The sequence below is a fragment of the Acinetobacter sp. YH16052 genome (assembly GCF_013417155.1).
Lineage (GTDB): Bacteria > Pseudomonadota > Gammaproteobacteria > Pseudomonadales > Moraxellaceae > Acinetobacter.
In genome coordinates this window covers 39,525-56,344 of record NZ_VPEO01000020.1, presented here as the reverse complement: position 1 = coordinate 56,344, position 16,820 = coordinate 39,525, and the positions used below count along the sequence as shown (strand labels likewise).

General features: G+C 43.3%; 14 protein-coding genes and 3 pseudogenes. 5 read left to right on the top strand and 12 right to left on the bottom strand.

Features of this window, described 5'->3' with window-relative positions; all coding sequences use genetic code 11:
• A pseudogene (locus FTV42_RS12945) lies at positions 1-91 on the top strand (IS5/IS1182 family transposase); the annotation flags it as partial.
• A gap of 98 nt (positions 92-189) precedes the next feature.
• Here the strand turns inward: FTV42_RS12945 and FTV42_RS12940 are convergent.
• A pseudogene (locus FTV42_RS12940) lies at positions 190-294 on the bottom strand (arsenate reductase (glutaredoxin)); the annotation flags it as partial.
• On the opposite strand from FTV42_RS12940, the pseudogene FTV42_RS17610 reads away from it, so the two are divergent.
• Positions 288-416: pseudogene (locus FTV42_RS17610) on the top strand (arsenical resistance protein ArsH); the annotation flags it as partial. The pseudogenes FTV42_RS12940 and FTV42_RS17610 sit on opposite strands and share 7 nt — an antisense overlap.
• Before the next feature lie 109 nt (positions 417-525).
• On the opposite strand, the gene FTV42_RS12935 reads toward FTV42_RS17610, so the two are convergent.
• The 3 genes from FTV42_RS12935 to FTV42_RS12925 all read right to left on the bottom strand — a co-directional run bounded on the left by FTV42_RS12935 (position 526) and on the right by FTV42_RS12925 (position 6,873).
• Positions 526-2,667 (bottom strand): TonB-dependent receptor, encoded by a 2,142-nt coding sequence (locus tag FTV42_RS12935; protein WP_180038999.1) that lies wholly within the window; start codon positions 2,665-2,667, stop codon positions 526-528.
• A gap of 391 nt (positions 2,668-3,058) precedes the next feature.
• A complete protein-coding gene (locus FTV42_RS12930) occupies positions 3,059-5,461 on the bottom strand; it encodes a glucose/quinate/shikimate family membrane-bound PQQ-dependent dehydrogenase (RefSeq protein ID WP_180038998.1) in 2,403 nt (800 codons plus the stop codon).
• Between the two features lie 170 nt (positions 5,462-5,631).
• Entirely contained in the window at positions 5,632-6,873 is a 1,242-nt protein-coding gene (locus FTV42_RS12925) for a carbohydrate porin (protein WP_180038997.1), read from the bottom strand.
• 481 nt (positions 6,874-7,354) lie between these two features.
• Between FTV42_RS12925 and FTV42_RS12920 the strand changes: the two genes are divergently transcribed.
• Both FTV42_RS12920 and FTV42_RS12915 read left to right on the top strand, forming a co-directional pair.
• On the top strand, positions 7,355-7,963 hold the full coding sequence (locus FTV42_RS12920) for a DUF805 domain-containing protein (protein WP_004732088.1): 609 nt from the start codon (positions 7,355-7,357) through the stop codon (positions 7,961-7,963).
• Positions 7,964-7,987: 24 nt separating this feature from the next.
• Entirely contained in the window at positions 7,988-8,503 is a 516-nt protein-coding gene (locus FTV42_RS12915; protein ID WP_180038996.1) for a hypothetical protein, read from the top strand.
• Positions 8,504-8,653: 150 nt separating this feature from the next.
• Here FTV42_RS12915 and FTV42_RS12910 read toward each other — a convergent pair whose 3' ends face one another.
• Complete coding sequence (locus FTV42_RS12910) at positions 8,654-9,301, bottom strand: HAD family hydrolase (RefSeq protein WP_044111104.1); 648 nt, start codon at positions 9,299-9,301, stop codon at positions 8,654-8,656.
• Positions 9,302-9,399: 98 nt separating this feature from the next.
• Here FTV42_RS12910 and FTV42_RS12905 point away from each other — a divergent pair, with 98 nt between their 5' ends.
• Positions 9,400-10,167, top strand: coding sequence for a hydroxymethylpyrimidine/phosphomethylpyrimidine kinase (locus FTV42_RS12905; RefSeq protein ID WP_035341206.1), 768 nt, complete (start codon positions 9,400-9,402; stop codon positions 10,165-10,167).
• A gap of 78 nt (positions 10,168-10,245) precedes the next feature.
• On the opposite strand, the gene FTV42_RS12900 is transcribed toward FTV42_RS12905, so the two are convergent.
• The 7 genes from FTV42_RS12900 to FTV42_RS12870 form a co-directional block, all read right to left on the bottom strand.
• Positions 10,246-11,304, bottom strand: a complete 1,059-nt coding sequence (locus tag FTV42_RS12900; RefSeq protein ID WP_180038995.1) for a DUF1176 domain-containing protein — start codon at positions 11,302-11,304, stop codon at positions 10,246-10,248.
• 3 nt (positions 11,305-11,307) lie between these two features.
• Positions 11,308-13,746, bottom strand: a complete 2,439-nt coding sequence (locus FTV42_RS12895; protein WP_180038994.1) for an AI-2E family transporter — start codon at positions 13,744-13,746, stop codon at positions 11,308-11,310.
• A 121-nt stretch (positions 13,747-13,867) separates the two neighbouring features.
• On the bottom strand, positions 13,868-14,308 hold the full coding sequence (locus tag FTV42_RS12890; protein ID WP_180038993.1) for a nuclear transport factor 2 family protein: 441 nt from the start codon (positions 14,306-14,308) through the stop codon (positions 13,868-13,870).
• Between the two features lie 429 nt (positions 14,309-14,737).
• The gene (locus FTV42_RS12885; RefSeq protein WP_129717772.1) at positions 14,738-15,100 is read right to left on the bottom strand and encodes a 5-carboxymethyl-2-hydroxymuconate Delta-isomerase; all 363 of its coding nucleotides are present in this window, start codon (positions 15,098-15,100) and stop codon (positions 14,738-14,740) included.
• 135 nt (positions 15,101-15,235) lie between these two features.
• The gene (locus tag FTV42_RS12880; RefSeq protein ID WP_180038992.1) at positions 15,236-15,574 is read right to left on the bottom strand and encodes a zinc ribbon domain-containing protein YjdM; all 339 of its coding nucleotides are present in this window, start codon (positions 15,572-15,574) and stop codon (positions 15,236-15,238) included.
• Positions 15,575-15,697: 123 nt separating this feature from the next.
• The gene (locus FTV42_RS12875; protein WP_005106162.1) at positions 15,698-16,144 is read right to left on the bottom strand and encodes an SRPBCC domain-containing protein; all 447 of its coding nucleotides are present in this window, start codon (positions 16,142-16,144) and stop codon (positions 15,698-15,700) included.
• A gap of 243 nt (positions 16,145-16,387) precedes the next feature.
• Positions 16,388-16,777: a ribonuclease E inhibitor RraB gene (locus FTV42_RS12870; protein ID WP_180038991.1), complete on the bottom strand. Its 390-nt coding sequence runs from the start codon at positions 16,775-16,777 to the stop codon at positions 16,388-16,390.
• Between the last annotated feature and the right edge of the window lie 43 nt (positions 16,778-16,820).

Here is a 16,820-nt window from a genome sequence, read left to right as displayed (position 1 = left end):
TAGAGGAATAGCTACTCGATATGACAAGCTCAAAAGAAATTATCAAAGTTCTGTTGCTTTAGCCTGTATATTTTTATGGCTACCTTTATAGGGTTAATTATGAACAGTAAATGTCAACAGACCCTAAATAAAAGCCACCCTCGCGGTGGCTTTTTTATGATCTGAATGATCGACTTTAAATCCTGCGATTTATTTCAACCGCTTCCCTGCTTCATCAATAATCATTTCCCCATCTTCATTGCTAAACGCTGCGCGCTGCGGAGCCGAAAGAATATCTAGAACAACTTCTGATGGAGGAACTTTACAAGTTCACCCTCCTCACCCGTGATCAGTCTGCTTATCTCACCGATCGACATTCTGAACGGGTCGAAAGTGCCGAGGAATTATCGAAACGGGTGAATCAGCAAAAGATCTAGTTTTATCTCAAATCCTCTGATCAACTTTTCAAAACTTAAATATTAAAAAATCCCGCTCAGGAAGCGGGATTTTGTTTTTTGAAAATTTAACAGCCCTAAATCATTTCAATTAAAATTCTTTTGTCACACTCAAACCAGCGCTCCAGCTCCGCCCTTCTGCCGGCTCAAAGAAACGGTTATTGCTTTCATTAACAATCACCGAACCAGAATAATCTTTATCAAACAGGTTATCGACACGTGCAAAAGTTTTGACAGACCAATCTTTCATATTCCAATTATAGCCAATATTTGCACCAGCGACTGTGTAGCTTGGTGCAGCATCCGAATTCAAGTCATTCACATAAATACGGTCTGAGTAACGCACATCGAGTCCTGCATGTAAGCCACTTTCAGGCTTCCAACCCAGACTTAAAAATGCCTGATTTTTAGCAATTCCCGGAATATAGTTTCCAGCTGCTACCCTTGGAACTAAAACAGTTACAGGCATACTGGTACTTAGGATTTCAGGAATATCTGCATCAAAAGTAGCATCAATATAGCTATAGCTGGCTTGAGCAGTGAGATTACGCCATAAATTTTTATTCCAGGAGAGTTCAATACCTTCTCTTAAAGTTTTATCGGCATTACGGAAAGTAGAGCGACCATTGTCATTACCTGCAGAAACAATGTCATCCTGAGTCGTCGTATGGAAAACTGCAACAGTGAAATCACCTAAAATATTGGCAGACTTCAACCCAAGTTCATAGGTTTCACTTTCTGCTGCTTTTAAATTAAGGGCTTTATCAAAACTCCCACTTGCAGGATAAGCCATTTCCGTAAAAGTTGGTGTTTCAAAGCCTTGTGCATAACTGGCATAAGTCATCAGCTCAGGTAAAATTTTCCAGCTTAAACTTAGCGATGGCAGTAACTTGTCAAAAGTAGTTTTACCAGAATTATCACCATTCACATCAGTAATATAATGATCTTCTGATTTAAAATGCACGTTGCTATAACGTAGTCCAGCATCCAAAGTCCAATCGGGAGCAAAGTGATAAGAAGCTTGCAAATACGGATCTAAATTCCACAGGGTATTGTCTTCATCACGACGTAACTCACCTTTAACTCCAAAAGTATTCCCCACATAGTTTAGATAACCTTTTCGGTCTTCGGTCATGGCATCAACAGCAAGTCCAGCAATCAGTTTAGTATTTGGCAAAATATCTCTACCTGTCCAACGTAGGTCTGCACCATAAAACTGACGGTCAAAGTCAATTACACCACCTGGTTGTTTTTCTAATGACTGAAAAAACTTAGAAATTGATTGATACTGGATAACCTCACGCTGCCCCCAATAGGCCATGCCATACAGTTCATGCTGATCATTGATTGACTTATTCCAAGTAAGACCTGTTTGAAATTGCTCAATTTCTTTTCTTGTATTAAATCCCTGAATTCTACTGTCTATTTGTTTTGGATTTGCTTTCCAATCCTTTCTCTCTAGACCACCCGGATCATCTGCAGCAATTTTAACGTAATTATTCATCCAGTTGATTTTAGAACCATCTTCCAGATCCCAGGTCAGTTTGGCATTATTCAGAACTTTATGTGCACTGCTGTGGTCACGGTAACCATTGGTATCAAAATAAGACGAGCTGATGATATAAGCCGGTTCATCGGCATTTTCTGAACCGCCTTGTAAAACCAGCTTGGTCTGCCCTTTATTTTGACTACCGGCAGAATGCCCCAGTTCAATCGAGTCAGCACCTTGCCCCTCTCGCGTGGTGGTTAAAATTGTCCCACCGGAAGAGTTACCATATAGTGATGAAAATGCACCACCTAAAACCTCAATATGATCCAGACTGTTTAAATCAATATTCGAGGTTTGCCCCTGCCCATCCGGCATCGTTGCAGGGATTCCATCTACATATAAACGCACACCACGCACACCAAAACTGGAACGCGCACCAAAGCCACGCATCGAAATTTGCAGGTCTTGGGCATAGTTTTCACGGTTATTTAACTGTAATCCCGGAACACCTTTTAATGTTTCCGAAAGGTTCACATTCATGCTGTTATCTTGTTCTTGATTCAGATAATACACTGACGCCGGTGTGGTCAATCGCTCCCGGTCAGTACGAGTCGCTTGAATAACAATCGTGTCTAACCTTTGGACTTCTTGTGTGTCATTTTCTGCATAAATGTTCTGACCTACGCAAGCAATCAGGCAGGATAAGGTCGATCTCACAAATGGAAATTTCGGGCTTTGATACATAAATGACAGGCCTTATTTGAAAGTGGTTTAATGCGGCAAATACCTTATCGAGATGGCGTACATCTCATGATTCAATTCATTTTGTTTTAAGCATCGATATCCAATAAATGGGCTGATTCGATGACATATAGTTCGCTCAATGGATAGAAAAACTTTGAGCTTAAAATTCTGTGTTCGATAAATTCAGACTTGATTAATCCTTTATCTGAATAGCGCTTAAAATCAGCCATATACAAAGAATATTATTTTAATGCGATCTGAATGAAATTGATCTTTCAGCAACAAATCAACATCATTTTTCTGCGTCCTTAAAACTCGATGTAGGCATTCAACAATAGCGTATAAAAAAGCCTGACGAATCAGGCTTCTTCATACTGATTTAAAAGTTTAACTATTTATTGTCTGGCAAGGCATAAGCCACCAGAGAGTCACCCATTTTGGTGCCAAAGGAACCATGACCACCCGCCATAATGACCACATACTGCTTGCCATTGGCTTCATAAGTCATTGGCGTAGCCTGACCACCTGCAGGAAGACGGCCTTTCCATAGTTCATCACCGTTGTTCACGTTAATGGCACGGATGTAGTTATCTTGAGTTCCACCCACAAACATCACGTTGCCCGCAGTTGAAATAGGTCCACCCAGCATCGGCACACCCATTTTGAATGGCGGCAATGGAATGCCTGGCATACTGTCACGAATGGTACCGATACGGCGTTTCCAGGCCACTTCATGAGTATTTAAGTCCACACCTGCAACAAAGCCCCATGATGGCTGTTTACACGGCAGCCCAAACGGAGACAGGAACGCACTGATTTCAACGCCATAAGGCACGCCATACATCGGTTGAACGCCGGCTTCTGTGCCTGCACCTTTAGCCGTCTTAGGACGGTTCGGATCTTGAGGAATCAGTTTTGATACAAATGGCAGGCCAATCGGGTTGGTTAATGCAATTTGACGGTCCGGATTCACCGACATACCACCCCATTCAAACACACCCAAATTGCCCGGGAAGACCAGTGTCCCATTTTCAGAAGGTGGTGTATAAATGCCATCGTAATTCAGTTTATGGAATGCAACACGGCAGACCAACTGGTCAAACATGGTCGCACCCCACATCTGTTTATCGGTCAATTTATCTTGTGGCGCCAGATTAAAATCAGAGAACGGTTGAGTTTTAGAATAGAACTCACCTTTGGTTTGGGGTCCACGTTTCACAGATTGTGGTACCGGTTTCTCGGTAATCGGCACAATCGCTTTACCATTACGACGATCCAGCACAAAAGCATTCCCAGTTTTGGTCAAGACATAAATGGCTGGAACCATATTGCCACTTTTGTCTTTAATCTCGGTCAATGTCGGCTGTGAAGGTACGTCCATATCCCACAAATCATGATGGGTAGTCTGGAAGTTCCATACCAGCTTACCAGTCGTCGCATTCAGGGCCAGCATCGAGTTGGCATAACGCTCGTCCAGTTCAGTCCGGTGACCACCGTAAATATCCGGGGTACCGACACCCGTTGGTACGTAGACGATGTCCAGCTCTGCATCATAGGCCAAAGGTGCCCAAGCATTTGGAGAGTTATGTACAAATTTCTGACCCGGCGCAGGAATCAAATTTGGATCTTCAGCGCCTGTGTCAAATACCCAAAGCAGTTCACCGGTATTGACATCATAACCACGGATCACACCCGATGGTTCTTCAGTTGAATAGTTATCTGTAGTTGAACCCGCAATAATGATCGTAGTGCCGGTTACTACAGGCGGTGAGGTTGGAATATAACCGCCTGGATATGGGAATGGCATATCTTTTTGCAGATCAACTTCGCCATTTTTACCAAAGTCAGAGCAGACTTTACCGGTGGTTGCATTTACCGCAACCAGACGCCCATCATTGACCGGTAAAATGACTTTTTGCGGACATTCAGCCGATGTGGTTTTCTTAGCAGCAAGACTGCTTTCAAAACCAGCCGTATTGTTGACATCATAATAAGATACACCACGGCAGGTTAAATGCTGATAGGTATGATCAGCTTTCAGCTTTGGATCATAGGTCCATTTCGCCTTACCGGTTGCCGGATCAAGCGCAGTCAATTTCTGGTGAGTGGTACAGATGTACATGTTGTCACCCACCTTGATTGGGGTAACCTGATTGGTGGTTTCACCCGAGTCATTTTCAGTCTTGAATTCGCCCGTGTGATATTCCCAAGCCACCTGCAAATCTTTGACATTTTCAGTATTAATCTGCTTTAACGGTGAATACCGTAAACCGGACTGGGTACGACCATAAGCAGGCCAGTCTTCATCTGCCACACCGGGAATTGGCTGGTGAGTTGCAGGCTGCTGGGATTTTAATTCACCGCGAATTTCTTGCGGGTCATTAAATACAGCATAAATCATGACAGCGATGGTAATGGCTAATGAAGCACCCAAGGCAATTTTCGCGGTTTTAGCATGATCAAAGCCACGTGTGGTAGCCGGAATCAGCAGGGCCAGACCAAACAGCCCTAAAATATCTAAACGCGGCGCAAGTGCAAAGAAATCTGAACCGACTTCCCACAGCCCCCACACCACTGTCGCCAAAACGAATATGGCATAAACAAGGAGTGCAGCACTTTTTCGTTTATACAAGAGAACTGCGGTCGCAATAAAGAGAATACCTGCAATGATGTAGTACCAAGACCCACCCAGCACTGCAAGATAAATCCCTCCAATCAGCAGTCCTATACCGAAAACAGCGGCAATGACCGCTAAAATCGTTTTCAGTACTGAACCTGATGATGAAGTATTCATATTGAACACCTATAAAAGTTTTTTTGAAAGTCCATGCACATGACAGGCATGAGCACCCTTATTGTTAAATTCTGAGTTATAAATACATCAATGTCTTAAGCAGGCATTGCCCATTACTGCAACAAAGCACCTAGAGATTCAATAGTGTATTTGCAACTAAAAACTATATTTTAAAATGACGTATTAAACTTGATTCCGCCCACCCAGACATTTTCACCATCTTTATATGCACCGACGTGACGCACATATTGCACATTCGGGCGAATAGTGAGCCAATTAGTGGCATGTAAGCCATAATAAATTTCTGCATCGATTTCTTGATGACGGTCAGCACTGACATCGTCATTCATGTTGATGCGTGCAATACCAAATGCGATTTCATCTTGAGGGCGTGAATCCATTGCACCCTTATAAACCAGCCCGATATTTTGCATATCACTGACATTATTGGTTTTGGAGTCATGCACTGTCGCATTCACAAAGCCGGTCAAACCACGCGAAGTATCTCCGTGATGTGCAGTCAATTGTTGCTTGGCAACAATCCAGCCCCCATGGTGATGATCGGTTTGATCTGGATTGGAAATGACTTCAGCCTCTGCTGTACTGTAGTAATAACCGGCACGGTATTCACCCGGTAGTTTCTGTTCACCCAGTTTAGGCGCCCAAACCACTTCTGCAGGAAGCATTGCCCCTTTGGAACCATCCGTACTCAGGTTAAATCCTTTACCACGTTCCAGATTCTCAGGGTTATATTCATAAACACCGACCTGGGCATAAAATTCAGGGTTAAGGTTATATTTGACCCGTGCAGCCCATTGGCTTACCGGCCAGTTGTACCACTGATCGCCAACCCAGTTCCCGACTTGTGAACCGCATAGGGCCAGATTCTGGAAATCACAGTCAAAACTATTGAAGTCTTCACCCTCACCAAAGCGTCCGACTTTCACATCCAGTTTTTGTTCCAGGAATTTTTTCTTGATCCATAAATCAGTCAGGCGCCAGGTTTGACCACGGCCCCAGACTTCTTGCACTGAACTCAGATGGCCATTTAAAGCAGCAGCGCTTTGAGACAGTGACTGACCGTTACGCTGGGTCACTGTTATTTGTGCTTCGGTGTCTTGCCAGCCTGCAATTTTTGCCAGATCCAGATGTGCCCCAAAAACAAACTGGTCCGCATATTCAGTTTTATGGTTTGAAGATCTTTGCGCATCGATTAAGGTTGCCATTTCACCGGTATAACCAAAACTGAAATCATAGCCCTGATTTTGGAGTGCTGTACGTTGCCCGTTCCAGTCACCGAGCATCCACGAGCTTTCCGAACTGAAAGCAGCTTCAGCATGCACAGTGGTCGTGGTTAAGATGAAAGAGGCACAGCAAAGGTAAACGGCCTTCGATAATGGGGAGAGATACATTGAATGTGATACCTTCATCACAATATGAAGCTTTTTATTATACGCCTGTTGATTTTAAAAATCGTTACTAATAGATAAAAAGTATGAATAAAATGTTATATTTATTAGTATTATTATATGCTTTTTGTAAATTTAAAATTTATAAGTATCTGTTTATCATCATATTAAATTTAACAACATCAAACCATAGTTCCAAAGAAAAATTTGATATTCATCAGATAGATTTAGCTTTAATTTCTTATAAAAGATTCAGAGATAAATCAGCTCCATTACTATTTAATTTTCTTGATTTCAAATCATGCAACGCTACATTTTTTGTTGATTGAATACTGAATCACTATTGCGATAAGGCTTTTAAAAACATGAAAAAATTATTGTCATTTCACCATAAACTTTTAAAAATTAGATTATGCTAAAGTTATTCTGATAAGAAATTGCGTCGCTTTAAAACAATAATCTAGCTTAATAGACGAGAACAAGCATGAAAGGTTCAATCCTTGATTTTTCTATTCAACACAATACCGGTTTTATCTCGGGGGATGATAATCAGCGCTATAGCTTTAATGGCGCAGACTGGCGTAGTGAGCGTCCACCTTCACGCGGTGATCGGGTCGATTTTATCGTCAATACCGCGGGTGAAGCATCTGAGGTTTATTTAACATCAGGCAGTTCTATTTATCTGGGAGAAAAAATTTCCAGTCAGCTTGGCAAATATTCAAATCTGGATCAAGCCGAGGAAAATTACAGCAGCATTGACTGGTTTGTAAAATGTCTGACCAACTATGCAAACTTTTCCGGCCGTGCACGCCGTAAAGAATTTTGGTTCTTTATGCTGTTTTGTGTAATTTTAGGCATTGTTGCTGAGGTAATTGATACAGTTTTAGGCACTAAACCGCTGGTGAATAGCCTGCTTAATCTGGCACTTCTAGTCCCAAGTCTGGCCGTTGGCGCGCGTCGCTTGCATGATGTAGGACGCTCTGGTTGGTGGCAATTACTGACGCTTACCGTGATTGGCATACTGGTACTGATCTGGTGGTGGGCAACTGAAACCAAGCAACAAAACAATGAGTATGGTGCTCCTGCCAAATAACCGAACCTTACAAATCCCGTCTTGATGCAGGATTTGTTTATCGATTATTTAATGACTAAATATCAGCAAAATCAGACTTTCTCCATGCTGCAAGATCAATTAGTGAAATTTCCAGATGCTGTATGGGTGCAAATCTATAAAGATAAAATGCAGCTGATGAATATAGACGGCACGATTACGCATACCCTGCTACCGGATGTGCCTTATGCCCATCCACGGAGTATTATTGCCGACTTTGATGCAGCCGTGGTGACGCTGAAACAGCTGTTACCCTCATCGGTAATGAAGAAGTTATTTAGCTCTATAGCGTTACTGCAAATTATGGATCTGCCTGAAGACGGTTTAACCGAAGTTGAAAAGCGCGCATTACTCGAACTCGGTTATGAAAGTAGCGTGCAAAATGTCATCCTGTTTGACCATGCAGGAAATGCACTGACCAAAGCCAGAGTTCCACCCCAACATCGAATGACGATCATCAACATTTTACTGGTGATCATCATTATGGTGGTGCTGGCATCGACCTGGTTTTTGACGCTTTAAATGTTCGTCCAAGAGCAAAAATCCCGCACACTGCGGGATTTTTTATTGAGATAACAATCTAATAAGAGAATTGATCTGTATAGATGAACCAGTTTATAAACAAAAACATCTCTAAAAATCAGCTCAAATAAAATAAGCGAAAATTAGGGTTTATTTAAAATAATCTAGCAACTGATTAAAGCTGTCAATTTTATATTTTGGCTGTGCCAGTGCTAACTCTTCCTGACTGCCATAACCATAATTTACCGCAATAGTATCAATACCATTTTGACGGGCACCAAAAATGTCATGCTCACGGTCACCGACCATCATGCATTGATCCGCCTGTAATTTTTGCTGCTCTAAAATATACTGAATCAGCTCAGCTTTATTGGTTCGCTCGCCATTCAGCTCACTACCATAAATTTCGGTAAAATACTGGGCCAGATCAAAATGTTCCAGAATCTGTTTGGCATACACTGTCGGTTTTGCTGTAGCGACAAACAAGCGATAACCACGGCGTTTCAGTTCTGCCAGCGTTTCTGCTACACCCTCAAAAACATGATTTTCATAGAGACCCTTGACTGCAAAGCGCTCCCGATAACCCATCACGGCCTGTTCAGCCAGAACATGATCGGCCTCAACATTTAAAATTTTGGCAAGCGAGGCTTTTAAGGGCGGACCAATAATCCAGTCGATATTGATCTCGTCACTAATCGGATGACCGATCTTTTCCAGACCATAGCGTGCAGACGTCGTAATCCCCACTTTCGGATCGGTTAATGTCCCATCCAGATCAATTAAAATATTCTTAATCACCGCCCATCCCCTCTCATTAGTACCGATATAAATTAATATCGAGAGTTCATTCAAATTTGCCTATACTAATGCAATTTTAGTGAATGAAGGACATCATTTTGCGCCCTACCGTACTTTGCTTTTCCGGTTTAGACCCTTCAGGTGGAGCCGGCCTTCAAGCAGATATTGAAGCCATTGGTCAAAGTGGTGCACATGCGGCAATTGCCTGCACAGCCCTCACTATTCAAAATTCACAGCAGGTTTTTGGTTTCGAAGCCACTTCCAGAGAATTGCTGTTGGCACAGGCCAATGCGGTGGTCAATGACCTGCCCATTCGTTGCGTAAAATCTGGCATGTTAGGCACCACAGACAATATCGCAGCACTGGCCGAGTTTCTGGCTGCACATCCAGATTATCTGTATGTGCTGGATCCGGTTTTGGTCGCGAATAGTGGCGGTTCGCTGGGTAATCAAGAAACGCTGGTCAAAGCATTTACCCAGTTGATTCCATTAGCCACTATCTTAACGCCGAACACGGTTGAACTACGCGCCCTGACGGGTGAGCAAGACCTCAAACTGGCCACTCAAAAATTATTTGAAATGGGTGCACAGGCAGTTTTGGTCAAAGGTGGCCATGAAGATACGCCAGATTACATTCAGAACAGCCTATATATCGCAGGTGAGCTGGTCAACGAAACTCGCTGTCCACGTCTGCCAGGTGAATATCATGGTTCAGGCTGTTCACTGGCCAGTTTCATTGCCGGACGTCTGGCCATGGGTGATCAGTTGAAAACTGCGGTACAGCATGCTGAAACCTGGTTATTTGGGGTATTAAAAAATGCTGAAATTCCTGTTCCAAATGGCCAGAGAATTCCAAAGCGTTTTTAAGATCACACTTCTTAAAATCAAAACTAAAAAAGCCTGAGTCATTCAGGCTTTTTTATCACTGCTATTTTTTAAACAATACTATTTGACCTGATAAATGATTTTGCTTACATAGGTCGGTAAATTCCAAGCACCACCGGCGAAGCCTTTGCATTGTACGGTCAGACCACTGAAGCTTTTGACAAATTTCTTGCCATTCCAGGCCCATTCGTTCTGACTCAGACAATCGCCCAAACCACGCACTTTATGCCCGGAAAATATCTGGCCTTGGTTAAATGTTTCTCCCGAGGTCGTCACCAACTGTTTAAATTGCTTGTTTCGATCCATCAGCCAGAAGCCACTACCCATATTATAAGCCCCACGCCAGCATGGAATCTGAATCAGTTGATTCTGGGCATTAATGGGATAAATGGTCATAACATCATCATCCAGAAAACGCTGGCTAAACAGCAAATCACATTGATCTTCCTTGGTGGTGGCTTGCAGTTTTCGAATCATCTGCTGACTTGTTGCCGTATTCAGTTTTGCTTGAGTGACTTTGCCTGACTGATATTTTGGTATCTGGATTTTCGGTATCGTTGCGGCTTTAAGCACCGCCTGATTGGATTTTTTCCCCAGCTTGATCAAGGCTGAGGTCGTAGAGAGCCGACGCTGAAATTCATCCATCTTCAGCAAAACGGCACTGGCTCCGGAGGTCGACAGGTTCCAGCGTGAATACGCATTCTTAAAGACAACCGGACTTGTTCCTTGCACAGCTTTCAGCAAGGCACGCGTTTGACTGCTATTGAGTTGTCCTATTCCCTCCCGATTCAAACCAATCATGCCATAAGGCGTGCTGGCAATTTGCAGCTGAAGCTGTCTGGTCGGTGTGGCAGCAGCTAAGGGTAAAATCTGGACCTGAGCTTTTATCCCACTGTTTGCACCCGCAGCACGCTCTAATAGCACCGAAACCGGCTGATCAATATCTTGATCCGATTGATAACCGGCAGCGCGGCAGGTACCGGTATTATCACAGGCAATTTCCCAGTCTTTATGTGAAAAATGCAGGCCCTGAATGGCCGCCAGACTTAATGAGCTGATACTGGCTAGACCAAATGTGATACTCATGATTTTGATGCTGTAGATCCATTTTTGTTTCATCATTTAGTCCTTATTTAAAATGCTTGCCGAGGTGGCTGGCTGCATCTGTTCAATCTGCTTCTGTTTATCTTTTTTCTTACGCTCATTGCTCAAAGTCGCCATTAAATCCTGTGCCAAAGCCTTAAGCAGAATCATATCTTCGGCCTGCATCTGTCTCGGCTGCTTGTCCAGCAGACACAGACTCCCCAGCGCAATTCCATTTTTATCTTTTAAGGGCACACCGGCATAGAAACGGATATGATGCTGTCTTAACTCTGACAGATGTGGAAAGCGCGGGTCACGCTGCAAGTCTTCTATCACCAAAGGCTCATTCTGATAAAGCAGATGGGTGCAGACTGAATCTTTACACATTTGTCGAGTAGCTACAGGTTCCTGAGTAAAAGGATTGACTGGAATATACATTTCATGCTGATCCAGCCAGGAAATTTGTGCATAGTCGACATCAAAGGCTTGGCGGGCTTCTTCAATATATTGTTTATAAAGGATCTGATGACGGTGATCTAATAATCCCAATTCATTTAAAGCCTGCTGCCGTTCTTTTTCATTCTTGATCTCCAGATTCTCAAACCAGCTTTCCCCTTCATTCAAGGTATAAGTCTCGATAGTCAGAATCAGATCATCGACATTATTGACCAATGCCTCCAGCTCAAAACGTTGTTGCAGTTCATCCAGAAGCTCCAGCTGCATCACGCTCCAAGTCGCAAAAATGATTTTCAGCTCAGGATATTGCTGCGCCAGTCTATATTTCAGCAACCGAATCTGCGCCGCAGGCGCATGATGAAAAATCGACACACATAAAATCTTGATCGAAGCTGGCAGTACAATGCCTTTTCCTGATTCACTGGATTGAATCAGCACATCAGGATCATTTCGGGCAGCAATATTTTTGAGATTTAGGGCATGCGCCAACATGGCAGAAATCTGGGTATCAATTTCCCAACGCGCACCAACGCAATAGACTTCGGGCTGTTCAGCATTTAATTTGCTCGGATAGGCTTTTTGGAAAGCATGATTAAAGAACTGCAAGCCCTGATAAAGACGCAACCGGTGCTCGGCAGTAACATCGGTATCATGTCCTTGAGAATAAATCCGAATGGCTGGAATGGCCACTTCACCATAGAACGTTTGTACACGACGAGCCACCTCCTCCGCACTGGGCTTTTTTGGCAATTGCGCACAGATATAATCATTGGCTACCTGCATTGCATCATTGACTTCATCGGCCACCAGTCGTTGGTAAAAGCGTTCGGAGGGGGACAATACTGGCGTACTGCCAAGCAGAGTTTTGACAAAACCCAGTGCCGGTACATAATTGGACAAAACCAGCAGACAGGCAGTCAAAGGCGTCGACAAGATCAGCCCTACCGGTCCCCAAAGGGTGGTCCAGAACGTAGCAGCCAGAATAATTGCCAAAGTAGACAGACCGGTACTTTCCCCATAAAGCCAAGGTTCAATTACGTTATTGCTGATCAGTTCCAGCACCAGAATCAAGCCCACAGTCCAGAGCACCATGTCCCAGCCCGGATCAACGGCGAAAGCCAGCGTAATCGGGAAAATAGCTGAAACAATCGGACCAACATAGGGTACAAAACGCATAACCACCGCGACCAGCCCCCACATGATCGCTGCCGGTACGCCAATCAATAACAGACCAATCGCCATGGGAATGCCATAAGTGACATTGACCAGCAGCTGCATGCGCAAATAGGTTCCGATACTTTTGCCGGCATCATCCAGCGCATCGGTGCCGATATTCAGATTACCACCCAAGAGTTTCAGAAAGCGGTCATGCAGGTCTTTACCATTGAATAAAATCAATACCATAAACAGGAACACAATCCCGATAATCGCCAGTGGATTCAGAATTTTATTCAACCAGTCCAGCGCAGCCTCTTCACTCGTTGGCTCTAGGCCCACGACTTTGACATTCTGCACATTCGGGTCTTCTGTTTCCTGTTCGGGGGTGTCTATCGAATTTTCTACCGTGTCAAAGGTCTGGATCGCACCATCCCACATACTCGGTCCCTGACGATAGTTTTCAAGCATTTTCAGTTTTTGCTGGATGGTGTCCTGATATTGCGGCAGTTCCTGACTCAACTTGCCGAGTTGTACTCCCAGATAAGTTGCAGTGCCGCCCAGAAATGACAAGGTCAGGCACATGACCAGGCCAATCGCCGCCCATTGGGGACAGCCCCAGCGCTTTAAGCGAGAAACCAGAGGAGAAAGTAAAAATGCCAGCAGAATGGCCAAAGCCAGCGGAATAAAAATATCACGGCCAAAATACAATGCCGTCATGACTACAGCAGCAATTACAAAGCCTGCCATCATTCTGAGTGCATGTTGGGTGCGCTGCCGCTCGGACTGATCCGGCATCAATACTTCAGTCTGTTGTTGCAGGTTGGCCTGTCGTGGTTTTACTTGACTGTTCTTGTTGTTATCCACCTGAAAAGTCCTAAAATATTATTCCTTCAACATAATTTAGGACTTTCTATATTTTTGTTACAAAGGTATTCCTGTAATCATTTGCAAAGATATTTCACTTAAATCTTTTCAGGTAAATAGATTAACTCACGCTTTTGATCCGGCGCATTTTCCGGGTTTCGAGTTGCACAGGGACTGAAGTATGTTGATGCAGCAATTGCCATTTGCCCTGCTGCTTGCTGAGACACATGCTGACCCGACACCAGCCCAACTGAAAAATCGGTTCAATCACCGCATAATTCACCCGGACATAACCATCGACTACAGCCAGATCAGAAGTGACATGAATATTAATATCTTGGCGTTCGATGCGTATTCCTTCCGGCATAAAGCTTCGATATTGTTGCCAGAGTGCCTGATAGGCTTCGACACCTTTCACTTCCATACTGACATCGACCAGACTGATCTCCGGTCGGCATAATTGAATAATATCCTGAATTTCAAGTCTGGCTATGGCATTGTCCCACTCTCGAAGAAATGCCATGACTTCCCGAGCCAATTGTTCATCCCCAAAAATCTGCATCAAATTTTCCTCAATCGGATAAGTCAGACCTGAAATCTGGGATTCAATTAACCGACCGGATTTCTGATCTTTTTGTTCTTATTATTTTGCCTATGCTAAAGCGTTATTCTCGCTTTGCTCTTCCCACTGCCGGATTGGATACAGCTCACCTGAAGATTATTTTTTAAAGTATTTTTATTTCAATCCGGATGAATATGCCGTTTCTAGATTGGATGATTCAAAAATCAGCAGCGATTAAAAGTTACTTTAGAACTTTTATCGTATGTCTGTAAATGACATAAAGCGTCATTTAAAAATAGAAATAATTTTAGATCTGAATAAGATAGCGGGCTGTTACAGACCAAGTCGATCTGTTTATAAATTTCGTATGGCATTAATAAAGTTTTAAGGCATTTGATCCATGCCATATCAACAGATAAAAGCCATCATTCAGATAATGGCTTTACTATAGGTCTGCTTTGGCATTTCAATGATTTCGACACAAAGCTGTATTTTTAAGTCTGGCTGGGCCGCAATATATTGCTGCATGACGTCGAGCACCAATTCGGAAATTGCCTGACGAACTTCGACACTGCGCCCGCTCAACAGTGAAACTTTAGCATGCACATAGGCCTGATCTGTAACAACATTCAGTCCAATCACATAATCCTGCTGCATAATCGCACGACTTTTTAAATCATTGGGATCGGTGACATGGCCGGCGTTAAAAAGTGCCTGATGGATAGCAACCAATAAGGGTTTGATCTCGATATGTTGCAGATTGTCAGAATATTCCAGATGCAGGTGCGGCATTAAAGGGATCTCAAATCGAAATGTGAGGACTAGGGCGGTAGAAAAATGATCAGCCCCGAATTTCAGCAATAATGAGAATAATACGATTAATCAACCGTATTATTCTCTCGTCAGAATTTTAGTCTAAGGCTAAATTTAAGCTTTCTTGACATATTCGGATTTCAGTTTCATCGGGCCGATTCCCTCGATTTTACAATCGATATCATGCCCATCGGCAGCATCAGGCAGCAAGCGGATACTTTTGACTTTGGTGCCCACTTTCAGCACTGAAGATGAACCTTTGATTTTCAGGTCTTTAATCACCGTTACGCTATCACCGTCCGCCAGCACATTGCCATTGGCATCCTTAATGATCACTTGCTCTTCAGTGACTTCACCTTCTTTCCACTCGTGTGCGCATTCTGGACAGATCAGTAGATCGCCATCTGCATAGGTATATTCAGATTGACATTTTGGACAGTTTGGCAGACCCATAAGAACCTCGAAAAAAGAGAAAAATTAAATAAATGAAACAAATAAGCGCACAGTATAGCATCTTTGTCAGGCGCGCTGATGGAGAGGACATTGGGATGAAACCAACACAGGAGATCCAAGGAATTAATTGTCTGAAATCTGCGGATTAACCAGCAAAGACAGGAGTTGCAGTGATTCCTGCCAACTCAAATGACATACCGCTGGCGGCACCACATCCGGATAACCCACCTGAATAATGTGTAAACCGGTACCGATTGACACTTTTTCAAAGATGATCGTGACCTCTATTTCACCCTGCAATTCGGGGGTAGAAAACTGATCGGTATAGCGCAGCAACTGATTGGGAATGACCTCATGATAAACACCATGAAAATGATGCTGGGTCCCGGTAGAAAAATTGGTAAAGGTGGTTTTATAGCTGCCGCCGGGTTTAACTTCTGCATGTTCTACTTTGGCAATAAAGCCATGTGGTGCCAGCCATTTGGCCAGTGCATCCGGATGCACAAAGGCACGATACACCCGCTCCGGTGGTGCGCTAAACACACGATGCATTTTTAAGGTGTAACTCATTTTTTCTTGTCCTTTGTTGTTATTATTTTTTTATTGCAGGATATTCCCTGCATTTGTTGTGGCTAAATTATCAGCCTGAGTTAAGTACTCATCTAAGTTATTTTATCCAGTTTTGAGCTGGCTATATATAATGAGTATGTATCTATACTCAAGCTCAAATCTTCATATAACGATTAAATAGAGCAATAAAAAAACCCGGCAGCACCGGGTTTCTTACTTTAAATCATTTAAATACAAGCATGCTCAGCTACTACGCAGGCCGCTCTCTTCGTCATCCAGCTCATCATCATAGACATAGGCCATGCAACCCCAGCCATCATATTCACCCTGAAATTGTGCCGCGATTTTGCTGAACCATTGTTCCAGATCCACGATATCTTCGTAAGCAGGTTCCATATACACATAAATCGTGATAATCCATTCCAGGGTATCGCTTTCTTCGTCCTGAAACAGGCTGATTTTTTGCTCTTCTTTTAATAGATGCAAGGCACAACGATCTGCCTGCGCTTCATCCGCAAAGGCAATGGAAAATTCAATTTCGTGCGCTTCTTGCAAGTCGTCGCCATCCTGATGCATTTGCCACAGTACATTGCCATTTTCATCGTCAGGGAATTGATTGTAATCACGTGACATAGAAGTATCCTTATTATGATGCTGTTTTATTCTGCATTTAAGA